This is a genomic window from Nocardia sp. NPDC004711 (assembly GCF_053601595.1).
Genome location: NZ_JBSGCB010000076.1, coordinates 1 through 18,131, shown reverse-complemented (window position 1 = coordinate 18,131; position 18,131 = coordinate 1). Strand labels below are relative to the sequence as shown.

General features: G+C 67.6%; 2 protein-coding genes. Both read left to right on the top strand.

Translation table 11 applies throughout. The annotated features are described in order from the left end of the window. Positions 1 to 101: 101 nt before the first annotated feature. Positions 102 to 17,246 carry an amino acid adenylation domain-containing protein gene (locus ACWEKS_RS43370; protein WP_452345544.1) on the top strand — a complete coding sequence of 5,715 codons (17,145 nt, stop codon included), beginning with the start codon at positions 102 to 104 and terminating at the stop codon, positions 17,244 to 17,246. Further along, positions 17,243 to 17,929: a DUF6875 domain-containing protein gene (locus tag ACWEKS_RS43365; protein ID WP_452345543.1), complete on the top strand. Its 687-nt coding sequence runs from the start codon at positions 17,243 to 17,245 to the stop codon at positions 17,927 to 17,929. Before ACWEKS_RS43370 ends, ACWEKS_RS43365 begins: the two co-directional genes overlap by 4 nt. Positions 17,930 to 18,131: the final 202 nt, after the last annotated feature.

The window sequence follows — 18,131 nt, the reverse complement described above, 5'->3', positions numbered from 1 at the left end:
GGCGGTGTACACGAACGTACCGATCGGCTTATACTGGCCGCGGTCGGGGTTGCAGGAAATTAAGGCGCGAATACAGCGCGGTCCAGGGTTAGAGGGATGTAATGACTGCACCGCGACCGCAGCCCGACCCTGGCCGAGGATCGAGCGGAAATGCCGAGCCGGGCGCGTCAACCACAGAGCTGATACCGCTGTCTGCCGGGCAGCAGGGGTTGTGGCTGGCGCAGAAATTGACTCCGGATGTGCCGATATCCGAGGCGCAGTATGTCGAGTTGCATGGCGATCTCGACGGTGATCTGCTGCGTGAGGCAGCGATTCGAGCCGGCCACGAGTTCCAGTCGGGGTATCTGCGACTGGTCGAGGCCGACGGTCAGCCGTATCAGCGGTACGACCCGTCGCTGAACATGACGGGACAGGTGATCGATGTCCGTGGTGCATCGGATCCTGTCGCAGCCGGCCTGGAATGGATGCGCCGGGAGTACACGGCGCCGCTGGATATGACCCGGGATCTGTTGGTCGCGACGGCGATTGTGCAGGTGGGGGATCGGCATTATCTGCTGTACTGCCGCAGTCACCACGTCGCGCTGGACGGCTACGGCGCGATGATGATGGTGAACCGGATTGCCGAGTTGTACACGGCGGCGGTGCAGGGCCGTACCGCAGAGCCCAATCGTCCGGCCGACATCCGCGCCCTCTACGAGGCCGAGCGTAGCTACCGGGAATCGAAGCGGTTCACCGACGACCAGGCATATTGGGTGAACAGGCTGGCCGGCGTCGGCGAGGAGTCCAGCCTGGCCGCCGGGCAGGCGCCCGCGTGCGCGGACAGTGTTGTGGCAATCACCGAACTGTCGGCGGCGACGGCGGAGCGGATCGAACAGTCGGCGAAAGCAGTGGGCGCGAGCCCGGCCGCGGTGGTGATCGCCGCATTCGGCTGCTATTTGGGTCGCAAGACCGGGCGCGACGAACTCCTGGTCAACATTCCCGTGTCGGGTCGCACGACCGCCGTGCTGCGGCGATCCGCGGGGGTATTCGTCAACGTGGCACCGCTTCCGATCGTCCTCGATCCAGGGGACACCGTCGCGACACTGGCGCTGCGGGTGCAGTCCGATCTGGTGGGTGTGTTGCGGCACCAGCGGTGCGGCCTCCCCGACATTCGCGCCGCCGCCGGGACGCGTGGCGGCGAGCGCCGCTTCGCGGGCCCCGTCGTGAATGTCATGCTCTTCGACCAGAAGCTCCAACTCGGGTCGGTGATCGGCGAATTCCATATCCTCAGCTCCGGCCCGGTCGAGGATGTGCTGGTCGACGTGTATCGGACCGGGGATCCGCCGCGGACGCTCCTCCAGTTCCTGGCCAATCCCAACCTGTACACCGACTCCGAACTGTCGGCGCACAGCGCCGCATTCGCGGAGTTCATCGACGAATTCGCCGCCGCCACAGCGGACACCGAACTCGGACAGGTCCACCCCGGCAGCTTGGCCGAAAGCGCCGGGATCCGCCGCCGCCGCGAGAACCTGGCGTTCTGGCGGGATACGCTCGCGAATCTTCCCGAGCAGCTTCGTCTGCCGTTCGACAGGCCGCGGCCGGTGGTGATGTCGAATCGTGGTGCGACTGCGGATTTTTCGTTGGATGCGGCGTTGGTTCGGGGGTTGGAGGATTGTGCGCGGCGGCATGAATCTTCGTTGTTCACGGTGGTTCACGGTGCGTTGGCGGTATTGCTTGCGCGGATGAGTGGTGGCACCGATATTCCGGTCGGCACAGCGGTCGACGATGTGATCGGGATGTTCGCCAATACCCTGGTGTTGCGGACCGAGATCGATCCGGGGGAGTCGTTCGCCGATCTGCTCGGGCGGGTCCGGCAGGTCGAGCTGGATGCGTTCGATCATGCCGATGTCCCGTTCGAGCAAGTGGTGGACCAGCTATCTCTATCGCGACACCCCTTGTGCCAAGTGACGCTGGCATTCCGGAACCCGGAACCCGTCAGAGCGGAACTACTCGACCTCGAGCTGCCGGCGGTCGGCCTCTCCAGTGAAATATCCTGCTTCGACCTGCAATTCGTCCTGTCGGACCACGGCGGCGGCGACCTGACCGCCGCGGTCACCTTCGCCACGGATGTGTTCGATGCCGCGACGATCGATTCGCTTGTACGTCGGTGGATCCGGATTCTGGAGTCTGCGGTAGCCGATCCGACGGTTCCGATCGGGGCGATCGACGTGCTCGGGCCTGCCGAGCGCGCCGATCTGCTGGCACGTCACGGCGCGCCTGCGGCGGCACCGGTCACCCTGCCCGAGCTGCTGGCCACGGCGGTTGCGGTGGATCCCGATGCGGCGGCGATCGTGTCCGGCGGCCGGGAGTTGAGTTACCGGGAGGTGGACGAGCGTTCGAATCGGTGGGCTCGGCAGCTGATCGAGCGGGGTATCGGTCCGGAAGATGTTGTCGCGATCGGTATGCCGCGTTCTGCGGATTCGGTGCTGGCGGTGTGGGCGGTTGCCAAGTCGGGGGCTGCCTTCCTGCCGATCGATCCGGGCTATCCGGTCGAGCGCGTCGCCCATTTGGTGGCCGATTCGAGGGCGGCGGTCGGCCTGACAGTGGCCTCCGCACGTGCACGCTTACCGGATGACATCGATTGGCTGACAGCGGATTTCCTCGATGAGGGTGATGATCGTCCGGTCGCGGACGGTGATCGGGTGCGTCCGGTTCGTGTCGACGATATCGCGTATGTCATCTATACCTCCGGATCGACCGGGCTGCCCAAGGGCGTCGCTGTCACCCATCGGGGACTGAACAACTGCGCCACCATGCACCGGGATGCGATCAGCGTCGGAAACCGGTCCCGCACACTACATCTGGCTTCGCCGAGCTTCGATGTCTCGGTCCTGGAACTGCTGTTGTCGCTGTGCGCGGGCGCGACGATGGTTGTCGCCCCCGGCGACAGCTTCGGCGGCGACGAACTCGCCGAACTCCTCGACCGCGAGCACGTCAGCCACGTGTGTATTACGCCCTCGGCGCTGTCGACCATCGACCACACCCGTTGGCTGTTACCGGATTTGGGGCACCTGATCGTCGGTGGCGAAGGCATCGGCACCGACCTGGTCGAACGGTGGAGTGGTGATCGTGAACTGCTCAACGAATACGGGCCGACCGAGACCACGATCGCGGTCACGCTGACCTCGCTGGCGGCAGGGGAGCTGGTCACGATCGGCCGTCCGATCCGCGGCGTTTCGACATGGATCCTCGACCAGCGATTGCAGCCGGTGCCCGTCGGTGTGGCGGGTGAATTGTATGTCGCCGGTGGTCTATTGGCGCGTGGGTATCACCGCCGGGCGGGTCTGACGGCGGAGCGTTTCGTGGCGTGTCCGTGGTTGCCGGGTGAGCGCATGTATCGGACCGGTGATGTGGTTCGCTGGTCGGCCGATGGTGCGATCGAGTATCTGGGCCGGTCCGATTTCCAGGTGAAGATTCGTGGTCTTCGGATCGAGCTCGGTGAGATCGATGCCGTGCTCACGGGTCACGCGAGTGTCGGTCATGCCGTCACGATCGGCTATCACGCCGAATCGGGAGCTCAGTCGCTGGTCTCGTATGTTGTTGCCGCGCCGGGTGATTCGATCGATACCACACTTTTGGCGGAGTATGTCGCCGATCGTCTGCCGGCGTACATGGTTCCGTCCTCGATCGTGGCGCTGGACCGAATCCCATTGACACCCACAGGCAAGCTCGATCGCAAGGCGCTGCCCGAACCGGTGTTCACCGACGACAAACCGTACCGGGCACCGCGAACACCGATCGAGCATCTCATCGCCGAGACCATCGCCGATGTGCTCCACCTCGACACCATCGGGATCGACGACTCCTTCTTCGCCCTCGGCGCGGACAGCTTGGTCGCGACCCGGGTCGCAGCGCGCCTCGGCGCTGCGCTGAATATCGAAATTCCGGTCCGGCTGTTGTTCGATGCGGCCACGACCGCGGAACTGGCCATCCGTATGGAGCAGGAGGCACTGACGGGGCGGCGACCCCGCCCGCCGCTGATCGCCGGTCCGCGCCCCGATCTCGTGCCGTTGGCGCCCGCGCAGCAACGAATGTGGTTCTTCAATCAATACGACACCGCCTCCGGGGCGTACAACATGCCGATCGCCCTTCGGCTGCGTGGCGAATTGAACGTCGATGCGCTGCGGCTGGCCCTGATCGACGTGCTCGCCAGACACGAATCCTTGCGAACGCGGTACCCGGATCACGACGGAATGCTGATCCAGGTCATCGAATCCGTCGACCACGTCGACCGGGAACCCACTCCGACGACGGTCTCGTTCGGCCAATTGGTTCCGGCGATAACCGAATTCGTGACCGAGGGCTTCGACGTGAGCACCCGGGTGCCGGTGCGCGCCCAGCTGTTCCGCGTGACCGATGCGGAGGAACCGGAACACGTGCTGGCAGTCGTGGTGCATCACATTGCCGCGGACGGCTTCTCGATGGCGCCGCTGGCTCGTGACGTGACGACCGCCTATGCCGCCCGGATCCGTGGTGCGGCCCCGTCGTGGACACCGCTGCCCGTCCAGTACGCGGACTATGCCCTGTGGCAGCGAGCCACCCTCGGCTCGCCGGACGAACCGGAATCGCTGTGCGCGCAGCAGATTCGATATTGGACAGAAGCCTTGGACGGAGTTCCCGACGAGCTCTATCTGCCGTTCGACAGGCCGCGTCCGGCGGTGATGTCGAATCGGGGTGCGACGGTGAATTTCTCGTTGGGTGCCGGGTTGGTTCGAGCGCTGGAAGATGCCGCGCGGCAGCACAATTCTTCGCTGTTCATGGTGATTCATGGTGCGTTGACGGTGTTGCTCGCCCGGATGAGCGGGTCCGCCGATATCCCGGTCGGCACGCCGGTTGCCGGTCGTGGTGTGGCGGAACTCGACGATATGGTCGGGATGTTCGTCAATACCTTGGTGTTGCGGACCCAGATCGATCCGGGGGAGTCGTTCGCCGATCTGCTCGGCCGGGTGCGGCGGGTCGACCTGGATGCCTTCGACCATGCCGATGTCCCGTTCGAGCAAGTGGTGGATCAGTTGGTCACGCACCGATCCCAGGCTCGCCATCCGCTGTTCCAGGTGATGCTGGCATTCCAGAATCTGGAACCGGTGAAGCTGACGCTGCCCGATCTCGAACTGTCGGTGGTCGACCTGCCCAACAACGTCTCCCGCTTCGACCTGCAATTCATCCTCTCGCAGGACCACGACAGCGGCGACATGACCGTCGCGCTCACCTTCGCCACGGATTTGTTCGATGCCGCGACGATCGACTCTCTGACCCGTCGGTGGATCCGGATTCTGGAGTCGGTGGCGGCCGACCCGACGGTTCCGGTCGGGGCGATCGAGGTGCTCGAGCCCGCCGAGCGGGCCGACTTGCTGGCCCGTCACGGTGCGCCTCCGGCCGCGCCGGTCACCATGCCCGACCTGTTCGCCGCCGCAGTGGGATTGGATCCTGATGCGACAGCGATCGTGGCCGGAGGACGGCAGCTGAGCTACCGGGAGGTGGACCAGCGTTCGAATCGGTGGGCCCGGCAGCTCATTCGTCAGGGGATAGGTCCGGAAGATGTTGTCGCGATCGGCATCCCGCGTTCCGCGGATTCGGTGCTGGCGGTGTGGGCGGTTGCCAAAACGGGAGCCGCTTTCCTGCCGATCGATCCGAGCAATCCGGCCGAGCGCGTCGCCCATTTGGTGGCCGATTCGAGGGCGGCGGTCGGCCTGACGGTGGCCTCCGCACGTGCACGCTTACCGGATGACATCGATTGGCTGACAACGGATTTCCTCGATGAGGGCGATGATCGGCCGGTCACCGACGGTGATCGGGTGCGTCCGGTCCGTGTCGACGATATCGCGTACGTCATCTACACCTCCGGATCGACCGGGCTGCCCAAGGGCGTCGCTGTCACCCATCGGGGACTGAACAACTCCACCACTGAACGTCACGTCGCCCTGAGTATCGAAACCCATAGCCGCATACTGCATCTGGCCTCCCCGAGCTTCGATGTCGCGGTTCTCGAGCTGCTGTTGCCGCTGGGTTCGGGCGCGGCGCTGATCATCGCACCCGGCGACGTCGTGGGCGGCGACGAACTCGCCGAACTCCTCGACCGCGAACACGTCAGCCACGCCCTGCTCACCCCCTCCGTCTTGTCCACAATCGACCACACCCGCTGGCCATTGCCGGATTTGAGGCATCTGATCGTCGGTGGCGAGAGCTGTCGCACCGAACTGGTCGAGCGGTGGAGTGGGAATTGTCGGCTGACGGTCGACTACGGGCCCACCGAGACCACCATCACCGCGACAGTGACTCTCCCCCTGGTAGCGGGGGAGTCGGTCACGATCGGTGGGCCGGTGCCGGGCGCCTCGACATGGATACTGGATCAGCGATTGCAGCCGGTGCCGGTCGGTGTGGCGGGTGAGTTGTATATCGCCGGTGGTCTATTGGCGCGTGGGTATCTGCGCCGCGCGGGTCTGACGGCGGAGCGTTTCGTGGCGTGTCCGTGGTTGCCGGGTGAGCGCATGTATCGGACCGGTGATGTGGCTCGCTGGTCGGCCGATGGTGCGATCGAGTATCTGGGCCGGTCCGATTTCCAGGTGAAGATCCGCGGTCTCCGTATCGAATTGGGTGAGATCGATTCGGCGGTGGCGGCGCACGAGAGTGTCGGTCAAGCCGTCACGATCGGCTATCGCGCCGATTCGGGAGCGCAGTCGCTGGTCTCGTATGTTGTTGCCGCGCCAGGGTATTCGATCGATACCGCGCTGTTGGCGGAGTATGTCGCCGATCGTGTGCCGTCGTATATGGTTCCGTCTTCGATCGTGGTGCTGGACCGGATTCCGTTGACACCGGCGGGCAAGATCGATCGTAAGGCGTTGCCCGAACCGGTATTCGCCGACAACAAACCGTATCGGGCGCCCCGAACGTCGATCGAGCATCTCATCGCCGAGGCCTTCGCCCGCGTGCTCCACCACGACACCATCGGTATCGACGACTCCTTCTTCGCCCTCGGCGGGGACAGCATCATGTCGATCCAGCTGGTGAATCGGGCCAGAGCGGCAGGCGTGGTGTTCTCCCCACGCGACGTGTTCGAGCGCAAAACGGTCGCCGGTCTCGCCCAGGTCGCCATCCACGAGGGCGCTGCGGAGACATCCATTCCGGCCGAACCGCCCGGTGCAGGCGTGGGCCCGCTACCGCTGACGCCGATCATGCGAGAGTTGCTCGAGCGGGCGGGGCCGACCTGCGACCCCTACTCGCAGGCGATGATGCTGGGCCTGCCGGCGGGGATCGACCGGCGGCAGCTGACCGACGCCGTGCAGGCGGTACTCGATCGCCACGACATGCTGCGTGCGCAACTGACCCCGGGCACCGACGGGCAGTGGACGTGGGAGGTGCTGCCGGCCGGAACGATTCGCGCCGACGACGTCCTCGTGCGGGTGCCGATGGAAGCGGGGCGCGGCGAGTTCCGTGCGTTGGCGGCGGCCGAGCTGGATGCCGCCGCGGACCGGCTCGATCCTGGAGCCGGGATCGTGACGCAGGTGGTCTGGTTCGACCCGGTGAACACGGCGGAGCCGGGCACGGTGCTGGTGGTGGTGCATCGTTCGGCGATCGATCGCGTCTCCTGGCGCGTGCTGCTCCCGGATCTCACGGCGGCGTGGACGCGGACCGCCTCCGGCGAGCTACCCGATTCGGCCCCGACCGGGACCTCGATGCGCAGCTGGGCGCACGGGCTGGTCGAGGCGGCCCAGCGCCCGGAGCGCGCCGCCGAGCTCGAATTGTGGCAGGCGATGACCGCCGGGAACGATCCGATGCTCGGGTCACGGCCCCTCGACCCCGCGATCGACGTGGTCGCGACCGCCCGCACGGTCCAGGTCGACGTCGACCCCGAGACGGCCGAGGCTTTGCTGACCACGGTGCCCGCGGCTTTCCACGGCAGTGTGGACGACGGGCTGCTGGCCGCCCTTGCGGTGACGATCGCGAGGTGGCGGCGCGAGCACGCCACAGCGACTTCCGCGGACGTGACGATCCGCCTCGAAGGAAACGGCCGCGCGGAGGGCGTTGTCCCGGGCTCGGATCCGCAACGGACGGTCGGCTGGTTCACCACGAGTTTCCCGATGCGCCTGGATCTTTCGGGCATCGATCTCGACGACGCGTGCGCGGGCGGGCCGGCACTGGGGGCAGCGGTCAAGTCCGTCAAGGAGCAGCTCCTAGCCGTCCCGGACCACGGGATCGGCTACGGCCTGCTGCGGTATCTCGACGAGGACGCCGGACCGATCCTCGCCACCGCGCCGCCGCAGATCGCGTTCAACTACCTTGGTGCCGAAGCGATTCCGGCGGCCGGATGGGTCCCGGTGGACGTCGGTGATGCCGCGGGTGCGGCAGAGCTCGCCGGTACACAGCCTCCGGATATGCCGGTGCCTGCGGTGCTCGACATCAATGCCATCGTCGTGGACGACGCGAACGGGTCACGGCTGCAAGCGATCTGGTCGTATCCCACCGGCATTCTCACCGCTGAGGCGGTGCGCGAGATGGCGGAGTCGTGGAGCTCGGTACTGACCGCGCTGGCGGCGCACGTCCGCCGTGCCGGGAGCGGGGGACGGACGCCGTCGGATCTGGCGCTGGCCGGGCTCGGACAATCCGAGATCGAGCGGCTCGAGGACCGATATCCGGCCTTGAGCGACGCCTGGCCCTTGGCCCCGCTGCAACAGGGGCTGCTGTTCCATGCGCTCGTGTCCGAGCAGTCGGTGGATGCCTACATCACACAGCTGGTCCTCGAGCTGTGTGGCCGGGTCGATCCACGGCGGCTGCGCCGAGCCGCGCACGTGCTGCTGGACCGGCATGCGAATCTGCGCGCCGCCTTCGTCACCGACGCCGGACCGGTACAGGTGGTCGACGACGACGCCGAGGCGCCATGGACGGAGCTGGACCTGTCCGGGCTGGATGACGGTGCACGCGAACGCGAGTGGACGCGGCTCATGGCCACGGACCGCACCACCCGGTTCGACCCGGCGCATGCCCCGCTGTTCCGCTGGATGCTGGTCACCACCGGGCCGGAGCAGTACCGGCTGGTGCTGACCAATCATCACCTGCTGCTCGACGGCTGGTCGACGCCGCTGCTCCTGCAGGAGCTGCTGGTGCTCTACGCCACCGACTGCGACGCCACGATGCTGCCGCAGGTCCGCCCCTACCGGGACTTCCTGACCTGGGTCGCCCGGCAGGACCCGGCCCCGTCGCTCGACGCCTGGGCCCGGGCGTTCGACGGCGCCGACGAGCCGACCCTGGTGGCTGCGGCCGATCCCCGCCGTCACTACACCGAATCGCGTGCGGTGCTCGGTGAACTGACCGAGGCGCAGACCGCGGAGTTGACCGGCCGCGCACGATCCCGCGGAATCACGCTCAACACCATGATCCAGGCGGCATGGGCAATCGTGCTGGGCACGTTGTCATCCCGGCAGGACGTGACGTTCGGGGCCGTGGTCTCCGGACGGACCCCGCAGATCGCGGGTATCGAATCGATGATCGGGCTGTTCATCAACACGGTCCCGGTGCGCGTCCGCCTGGACGCCACCGAGACCCTCGGGCAACTGCTCGACCGGATCCAGGCCGAGCAGGCCGCGCTGCTCGATCATCAGTTCATCGGTCTGGCCGACATCGAGCGGGCGGCCGGGCCGGGGGCGGTATTCGACACGGTGACGGTGTTCGAGTCCTTCCCGGTCGACCGCCACGGATTGACCGCGGACACCGACATCGCCGGCATGCGGCTGGTCGACGTGACCGGCGCCGACGCGGCGCACTATCCGCTGGGCGTGGTCGGGCGCGTCGACTCGCGACTGCACCTCGAGATCAAGTACCTGCCCGAGTTCTTCGACCACGACACCATCGCGGCGACCCTGCGGCGGTTCGTGGGCGTGCTGGGCGACATTGCCGCCGACTCGGATCTGCCGCTGGCCCGGCTGAATCTGCTCTCGCCGCGGGAATACCGCGAATTGGCGCCGGTATCAGGTGATCCCGCGATGCCGGAGCGGATGTTGCCGGAGCTCTTCGCGGCGACGGTGGCCCGGGATCCGGGGGCGGTGGCGGTGGTGTGCGGGGACCGGCAGTGGACCTATGGCGAGCTCGATGCCGAGTCGAATCGGCTCGCGCGCTTGCTGATCGGCCGAGGTGCCGGGCCGGAGACGAGTGTCGCGGTTGCGTTGCCGCGCTCCTACGAGTCGGTGCTCGCAGTGTGGGCGGTGGCAAAGTCGGGGGCGGCATTCGTCCCGGTGGATCCGCGCAATCCGGGGGACCGGATCCAGCACATGCTCGGCGATTCGGGCGTCGCGACAGGAATCACGCTGTCGGAGTGGAGGAATCGACTACCCGGATCGGTGCGGTGGCTGGTCCTCGACGAGCCGGCGCTCGAAGCGGAGGCGGCGGGGTTGCCGGCCGTGCCGGTGACCGATGCCGAGCGAATTCGACCGGTCCGGGTCGATCACGCCGCGTACATGATCTACACGTCCGGCTCGACGGGTGTGCCGAAGGGCGTGGTGGTCTCGCACCGGGGGCTGGCGAACCTGGTGGCCGAGCAGTGCACGCGGTTCGACCTCGGGCCGGGCGCGCGGGTGCTGCATGCCGCTTCTCCCAGTTTCGACGCGGCGGTCCTGGAACTGCTCTGGGCGTTCGCGTCCGGCGGGCGGCTGGTGATCGCGCCGCCGACCGTTCTCGGCGGAATCGAACTGGCGCAGATCATTTCGCAGCACGCGGTGACCCACGCCGCGCTGACACCCACGGCCCTGAGCACGGTCGACCCGGCCGGGCTCCGGAACCTCGGGACCGTCGTGATCGGAGGCGAGGAGCCCCCACCGCAACTGGTGTCACGGTGGGCGCCGGGCCGGAAACTGTTCAACACCTACGGTCCGGCGGAGGCCACGATCCAGACCGATGCCGGTGCGCCGATGGTGCCGGGTGAGGCGGCGACGATCGGCGGACCGATCCGCGGTGTCGGTGAGGTCGTGCTCGACGCGTGGTTGCGTCCGGTGCCGCTCGGCGTCGTCGGCGAGTTGTACCTCACCGGTCCGGGACTGGCTCGCGGCTACCGCAACCGGACGGGTCTGACAGCGTCGCGGTTCGTCGCCGATCCGTTCGCGGGTCGCGGGCAGCGCATGTATCGGACCGGGGACCTGGTGCGGTGGCTGCGGCTACCGGAAGGAGGTCTGACCCTCGACTATGTCGGCCGGACGGACTTCCAGGTCAAGATCCGTGGCTTCCGTATCGAACTCGGCGAGGTCGAAGCGGGCCTGCTGGCCTACCCGGGAGTGGCTGCTGCGGTGGCGACCGTGCACCGCGGCTCCGCCACCAGCGATCGGTTGATCGGGTACGTGGTGCCCGAGCCCGGCGCCGGCCTGGATCCGGTCGCGATCCTCGCGTTCGCCGGGCAGCGATTGGCCCCGCACATGGTGCCGGCGACCGTGATGGTGCTCGACACGCTACCCACGACGGAGACCGGCAAGATCGACCGCCTCGCGCTGCCCGAGCCCGACTTCACCACGGGCCGAACCGAATTCAGGGCGCCGGTCACCGAGATGGAGACAACGCTCGCGGAACTGTTCGCCGAGGTACTGGGAGTCGACACGATCGGGCTCGATGACTCGTTCTTCGCCCTCGGCGGAGACAGCATCATGTCGATCCAGCTGGTGACCCGGGCCAAGGCGGCGGGTCTGGTGCTGTCCGTGCGTGAGGTCTTCGAGCGCAGAACGGTCGCCGGACTGGCCCAGATCGCGGTCCGCGACAGCGCCGCGGCAGCCTTCCTCCCGGCAGAACTGCCCGGCGGGGGCGTGGGGTCGATGCCATTGACGCCGATCATGCGCTGGATGTTCGAGCGTGGCGAATTCGACCGCTTCTGCCAGTGGGTGATGCTCACGCTGCCGGCCGGCATCGAGCAGTCTGCCATCGCGGCGACCGTGCAAGCGGTGATCGATCATCACGACATGCTGCGGGCCCGGCTACAACCCGACCCCGCACACCCATCGGGCTGGGCAGTGCAGGTGCAGCCGACCGGGGTATCCGCCGCCGGACTGATCCGGCGGGTGCCGGTCGATGCGGCACCGGACAGCAGCGCGTTCGCCGTGATTGCCGACGCCGAGGCACACGCGGCCGCCGAACGCCTCGACCCCGCCGCGGGAGTCGTGCTCCAGCTGGTCTGGTTCGACTGCGCCGGCGGGCCGGGTCGGCTCCTGGTCGTCGCGCACCACCTGGTGGTGGACGGCGTGTCGTGGCGGATCCTCGTTCCCGACCTTGCTGTCGCCGGAGCCCAGGTGAGCGCGGGTCAACAGCCGCAGCTCATGCCCGTCGGTACGTCGATGCGACGCTGGGCGCACGCTCTCGAGACCGCTGCCGCGAACCTCGATGAACTCGACTGGTGGCGTTCCACACTCGCCGCCGCGGATCCGCCGATCGGGACGCGCCCACTCGACCCGGTCGTGGACCGGCAGGCCACCGTTGCCACCGTCCGAGTGACGCTGCCTACCGTGGTGACCCGCGCTGTACTCACCACCCTGCCCAGGGCGTTCCGCGGCAATGTGGACGATGCCCTCATCGCGGGGCTCGCACTGGCGCTGACCCGGTGGCGGCGCCGCCACGGCGACGACGTCACCGACACGCTGCTCACTCTCGAAGGCCACGGGCGCGACGACACGGTTCTCCCCGGTGCCGACCTCACCCGCACTGTCGGATGGTTCACCACCACCTCCCCGGTGCGGCTCGACCTGTCCGATATCGACATCGATGACGCGTTCGCCGCCGGCGCCGCCGCGGGGGCGGTCGTCAAATCGGTCAAGGAACAACTCCGGCGGGTCCCCGGCCACGGGATCGGCTACGGGCTGCTGCGCTACCTCAACACCGATACCGCCCGCATCCTGGGCGCGCTGCCCGACCCCCAGGTGAGTTTCAACTATCTCGGCCGATTCGACACGATTCCCGACGCGTTGCGCGACACCGGGTGGCTGCCCGCCGGCGACGATGCCGCGGGCGGCACCCAGCACCCCGACGCATCCGCGGCAGCCGTACTGGGCATCAACGCGGCCACCGAGGACACGCCGGACGGACCCGCCCTGACCGCGACCTGGGACTACCCGGCCGCCCTGATCACCGCCGGCGAGGTCACCGACCTCGCGGAACTGTGGCGCGACGCGGTGACGGCTCTCGCGGCCCACGCCTCCCGGCCCGGCGCGGGCGGGCTGACGCCGTCCGACGCCGGACTCGTCGACCTCGACCAGGCCGCGATCGACCGGATCGAGGCCCGGTACCCGGAGCTGGACGATATCTGGCCGCTCACGCCGCTGCAGGCGGGGCTGCTGTTCCACGCCCAGCTCGCCGACGGCGCTCGCGACGACTACATCGTGCAACTCCGGATGGAACTCGGTGGGCGCGTCGACGCGGACCGGTTACGCCGCGCCGCACAGACTTTCATCGGACGGCATCCGAACCTGCGGACCGCGTTCGTTCAAGACGGTGCCGGTGAGCCGGTCCAGGTGGTACACCGCCGTGTCGACGTGCCGTTCACCCGGATCGATCTCGCGGAAGGCGCCGACACCGCAGCGGCGCTCGATCAGCTCATGGCCGCCGACCGGCACTTCGACATGACCGCGGCGCCGCTGCTGCGACTGACACTGATCAGCACCGCCCCCCAGCGGTACACACTGCTGCTGAGCATGCATCACATTCTGATCGACGGCTGGTCCACCCCACTGCTGATCCGGGAACTGCTGATCCTCTACGCCGGCGACAGCGACCCCAGAGCACTGCCCCCGGTGCGTCCCTACCGCGACTACCTGACGTGGCTGCAGGCCCAGGATCAGGATGCGGCCGAAGCGGCGTGGGCACGGACACTCGAGGGTGTCTCCGAGCCGACTCTGCTGGCGCACGCGGACCGCGGCCACCAGCACACCGCCGCCGCGCGCGAAGTCCGGGTGGGGCTGAGCGAGCACCGCACCGCGGCCCTGGTCACGGTGGCTCACCAGCAGGAGAGCACCCTCAACACCGTTGTCCAAGCCGCCTGGGCGATCGTGCTCGCGAACGCGACCGCGCGCGAGGACGTCGTCTTCGGCACCACGATTTCCGGACGCCCCCCACAGCTCCCCGGCATCGAATCGATGATCGGCCTGTTCGTCAACACCGTGCCCGTCCGGGTCCGGCTCGACTACGGCGAGAGTCTCGCTCAGCTGCTCCGGCGAATCCAGGCCGAACAAGCCGCGCTGCTCGACCACGACCACCTCGGGCTCGCCCGGATCCAGCGGGTGACCGGGTTCGGCGCGATGTTCGACACCGTGACCGTCTTCGAGTCCTACCCGGTCGACACGGCCGGATTGTCCGAGGACACCGACATCGCCGGGATGCATGTCCTCGACGTGCAGGGACGCGACGCCGCGCACTACCCGCTCGGCCTGATCGTCCATCTCGGTACCCGGCTGGAGCTGACCTTCGAATACCAGCCCGGACTGTTCGCACCGGACGAGATCGACGCCCTCGCCGGCCGGGTGCTGCGTGTGCTCGACGCCATCACCGATGACATCGATCTCTCACTGCTGCGCGTCCAGCTGCTGTCGTCGGATGAGCTGGCCACCTTCGCACCCGTTCGCGGTGGGCCCGGCGTGGCGACATCGACGTTGCCGCAGGTGTTCGCGGCCGCAGCGAGGTCCGGCGCGGACGCGTTGGTCTGTGACGGTGAACGGTTGTCCTACCGCGAACTCGACGAAGTCTCGAACCGGTGGGCGCGGATACTGATCGACGCCGGAGCAGGACCGGAATCGTTTGTGGCCGTGGCATTACCGCGCTCCATCGACGCCATGATCGCCGTCTGGGCGGTCGCCAAGACCGGCGCCGCGTTCGTGCAGATCGACCCCGCCCAGCCCGAAGACCGGATCAGCGGCATTCTCGCCGATGCCGGTGCCATCGCCGGGCTGACCGCCGAGACCCATCGAGACCGGCTGCCGGACACCACCACGTGGCTCAGCCTCGACAGTCCCGGATTCGCCGCGAAGGCAATGTCCTTGTCCGCCAACGCGATCGACGATTCCGAGCGCACGGCCACGCTCCGGCCGGAGCACCCCGCCTACCTGATCTACACCTCGGGCTCGACCGGCACCCCCAAGGGCGTCGTGGTCACCCATACCGGGATTGCGAATCTGGCCGCCGAAGCGCGGGAGCAGCTCGGCCTCACCTCGTCCTCTCGAATACTGGCCGCGGCCTCACCGACCTTCGACGTGTCGATCCTCGAATGGCTCAGCGCTACCGCCGCCGGAGCCACCCTGGTGCTCGCACCGGAGCGTGTGGTCGCCGGCGCCGAGCTGGCCGAGCTGATCGAGGCCGCACAGGTCACCCATGCGGCCGTCACTCCGACTGTGCTCGCATCACTGCGCCCGGACGGACTCGATACCCTCCACACCCTGATCCTCGGCGGCGAGACATGCTCACCGGATCTGGCAGCCCGATGGGCCCCGGACCGCACGCTGATCAACGCTTACGGGACGACCGAGACCACCATCCAGAGCTGCACCGACGTCCTCCTGACCACCACCGCCGACGGTCCGCCGCCGATCGGCGGCCCGGCCCGCGGATTCTCCGCCGTCGTGCTCGACCGCAGACTGCGCCCGGTCCCGCCCGGAGTGGTCGGCGAACTGTATCTGTCCGGACCGGGCATCGCCCGCGGCTACCACGGGCAACCCGCGCTCACGGCAGCACGATTCATCCCCGACCCGTACGGGCCGGCCGGGACCCGCATGTACCGCACGGGCGATCTGGTCACCTGGACCAGCGACCGGAGACTGCAATACCTGGGCCGTAGCGATCTGCAGATCAAGGTCAACGGCCATCGCATCGAACCAGGCGACATCGAAACCGCATTGTGCAGCCATCCCGACGTCTCGCGTGCCGCCGTCGCCGTCCACACCCGGCCCGACGGTGTCGACCAGCTCACGGGCTATGTGGTGCCCGCCCCGCACACCACACCGGATGCCGCGGCGCTGACCAGGCACCTCGCTACCCGATTGCCCACCCACATGATCCCGACCGCCATCGTGACGCTCGACCGGATACCGCTCACGACCACCGGCAAACTCGATCGCAACGCCCTGCCCGCACCCGACCTGCGCGGTCGGGCTCGGTTCCGGGCGCCGTCCACCCCGCTCGAGGCCACCGTGTGCGAAGCCTTCGGCCAAACCCTCGGCATCGAGCGAGTCGGACTCGACGACGGCTTCTTCGCTCTCGGCGGCAACTCGCTGGCCGCCATCCAACTGGTGGCGCGGCTCGCGGAGTCCACCGGTGTCACCGTGCCGCTGCAGTGGCTGTTCACCGATCCGACGCCGCAATCGCTGGCCCGCCGCATCGAGAGCCGCCGTGACGGCCTCGCAGGGCAGGACGTCGACGGACGGGATCTCGCAGGGGCGCTCGCCGTGATGCTGCCGCTGCGCGCTGCCGGAACCGATCCGCCACTGTTCTGTATTCACCCGGCGGTCGGATTGGCTTGGGGCTTCAGCGGACTCGTGCGGTACCTCGATCCCGACCGCCCCGTCCGAGGGCTGCAATCTCCCGCGCTGTCCGACCCCACCGTGCGGTTCGACACCCTCGACGAACTCGCCGCCCGCTATGTGCAGGAGATCCGGTCCGTCCAACCGCACGGCCCCTACCATCTGCTCGGCTACTCGCTCGGCGGCACCATCGCGCACGCGATCGCGGTCCAGCTCCGCCGCGACGGCGACTCCGTCGCCACCCTGGCCATGATGGACACCCGCGTCGTCACGGCCGACAGCTTCCGGGGTCCCACACCCTCCGTGGCGACGATGCTCGCCGAGTTCGGCGGTGTCGCCGTTCCGGACGGCGACACCGAGCTGACCATCGACGCAGCAACCGAGTTGCTGCACCGGCAAGGCGGACTGTTCACCGAGGTGACCTCCGAGCATCTGGTGAGCTTGCAACGCGACTACACCCGGCTCATCGACCTCACCTGGAACCATCGGCCGGGACTGTTCGACGGCGATCTGATCTACTTCAGCGCCGACGACCACCACGTCGACGGGTCCTCTCCTGCGCAGGCCTGGAACGACCACATCACCGGTCGTATCAGCGAGCACCGGATTCCCGTCCAGCACGAACGGATGACCGATCAGGATGCGCTCCGCGCCATCGGTTTCGTCCTCACCGAACACTTCCGGTCCATCCACGCCGCACCCACGGAGTCACAAACCCCAGCAAGGACAAGCCGATCATGAACACCGACCGAATCGTCGGAACACGTTCCGGCGTCGAGCCAGTCAACTTGTTCGACCCCGATGTGGCAGCCGGTAACGGCATGCACCTTCACCTTGCCGAACTGCGCCGATGGATGGTCGACTACCTGTGCCAATCCCACCCCGACCTGGGCCGGCCCGGCAATGTCTGCCCCTACACCAGCCACGCCATCGCACTGCGATCCCTGTGGGCCGCATTCATCCCCGGTCGTGATATCGACCGCTCGCGCATCTCCGCGATAGTCGCCGACCTGTACGACCTGTTTCCCACCCTGCCACCCCAGAAGGAACCCGATTCCAAACTCAAAGCCGTCATCGCGGTCTTTCCCGACCTCACCGAATACGCCGACATCGACACCGTTCAGCACGACCAGAAAACCAAATTCGTCGAACAGGGCCTGATGCTCGGCCAGTTCTACCCCGGCTGCACCGTCCCCGGCCTCCACAACCCGTCCTTCCCCGCCCTGGACGCCCCCCTCCCCATGCTCGCCATCCGCTACATGGCCCCCACCGACTTCCCATTCCTCAGCTCCCGCCACGAATGGATGAACTTTTACCTCAAGATCTTCGCCCCCGCCATCCCCAAGTTCATCGCCACCGCCATGTCCGACCGACTCGTCGTAACCCCCGACGCCCCACCCGACCTCGGCCCGGACGGCGGGTAACGGACCCTTGCAACCGCTGCGCGAAAAAGGTTTGGCTGCAACCGAATCGGGAGAACGCACCGCCATCGCAGATCCGGCCCGTCTGGACCCGCGAACGTGAGGCAGCTCTTAGAACTCCTAACAGAATGGGGCTGGTGGGGGGAATGATGCAGGATCGGTTGGTGTTCCCTTTGTGTCGCCTGTGACTGGAGGTATACGACGG

What these genes read in the sequence shown, in the direction of transcription:
- ACWEKS_RS43370 (WP_452345544.1), top strand. Translation starts at nt 102, where the DNA reads ATGACTGCACCGCGACCGCAGCCCGACCCTGGCCGAGGATCGAGCGGA.
- ACWEKS_RS43365 (WP_452345543.1), top strand. Translation starts at nt 17,243, where the DNA reads ATGAACACCGACCGAATCGTCGGAACACGTTCCGGCGTCGAGCCAGTC.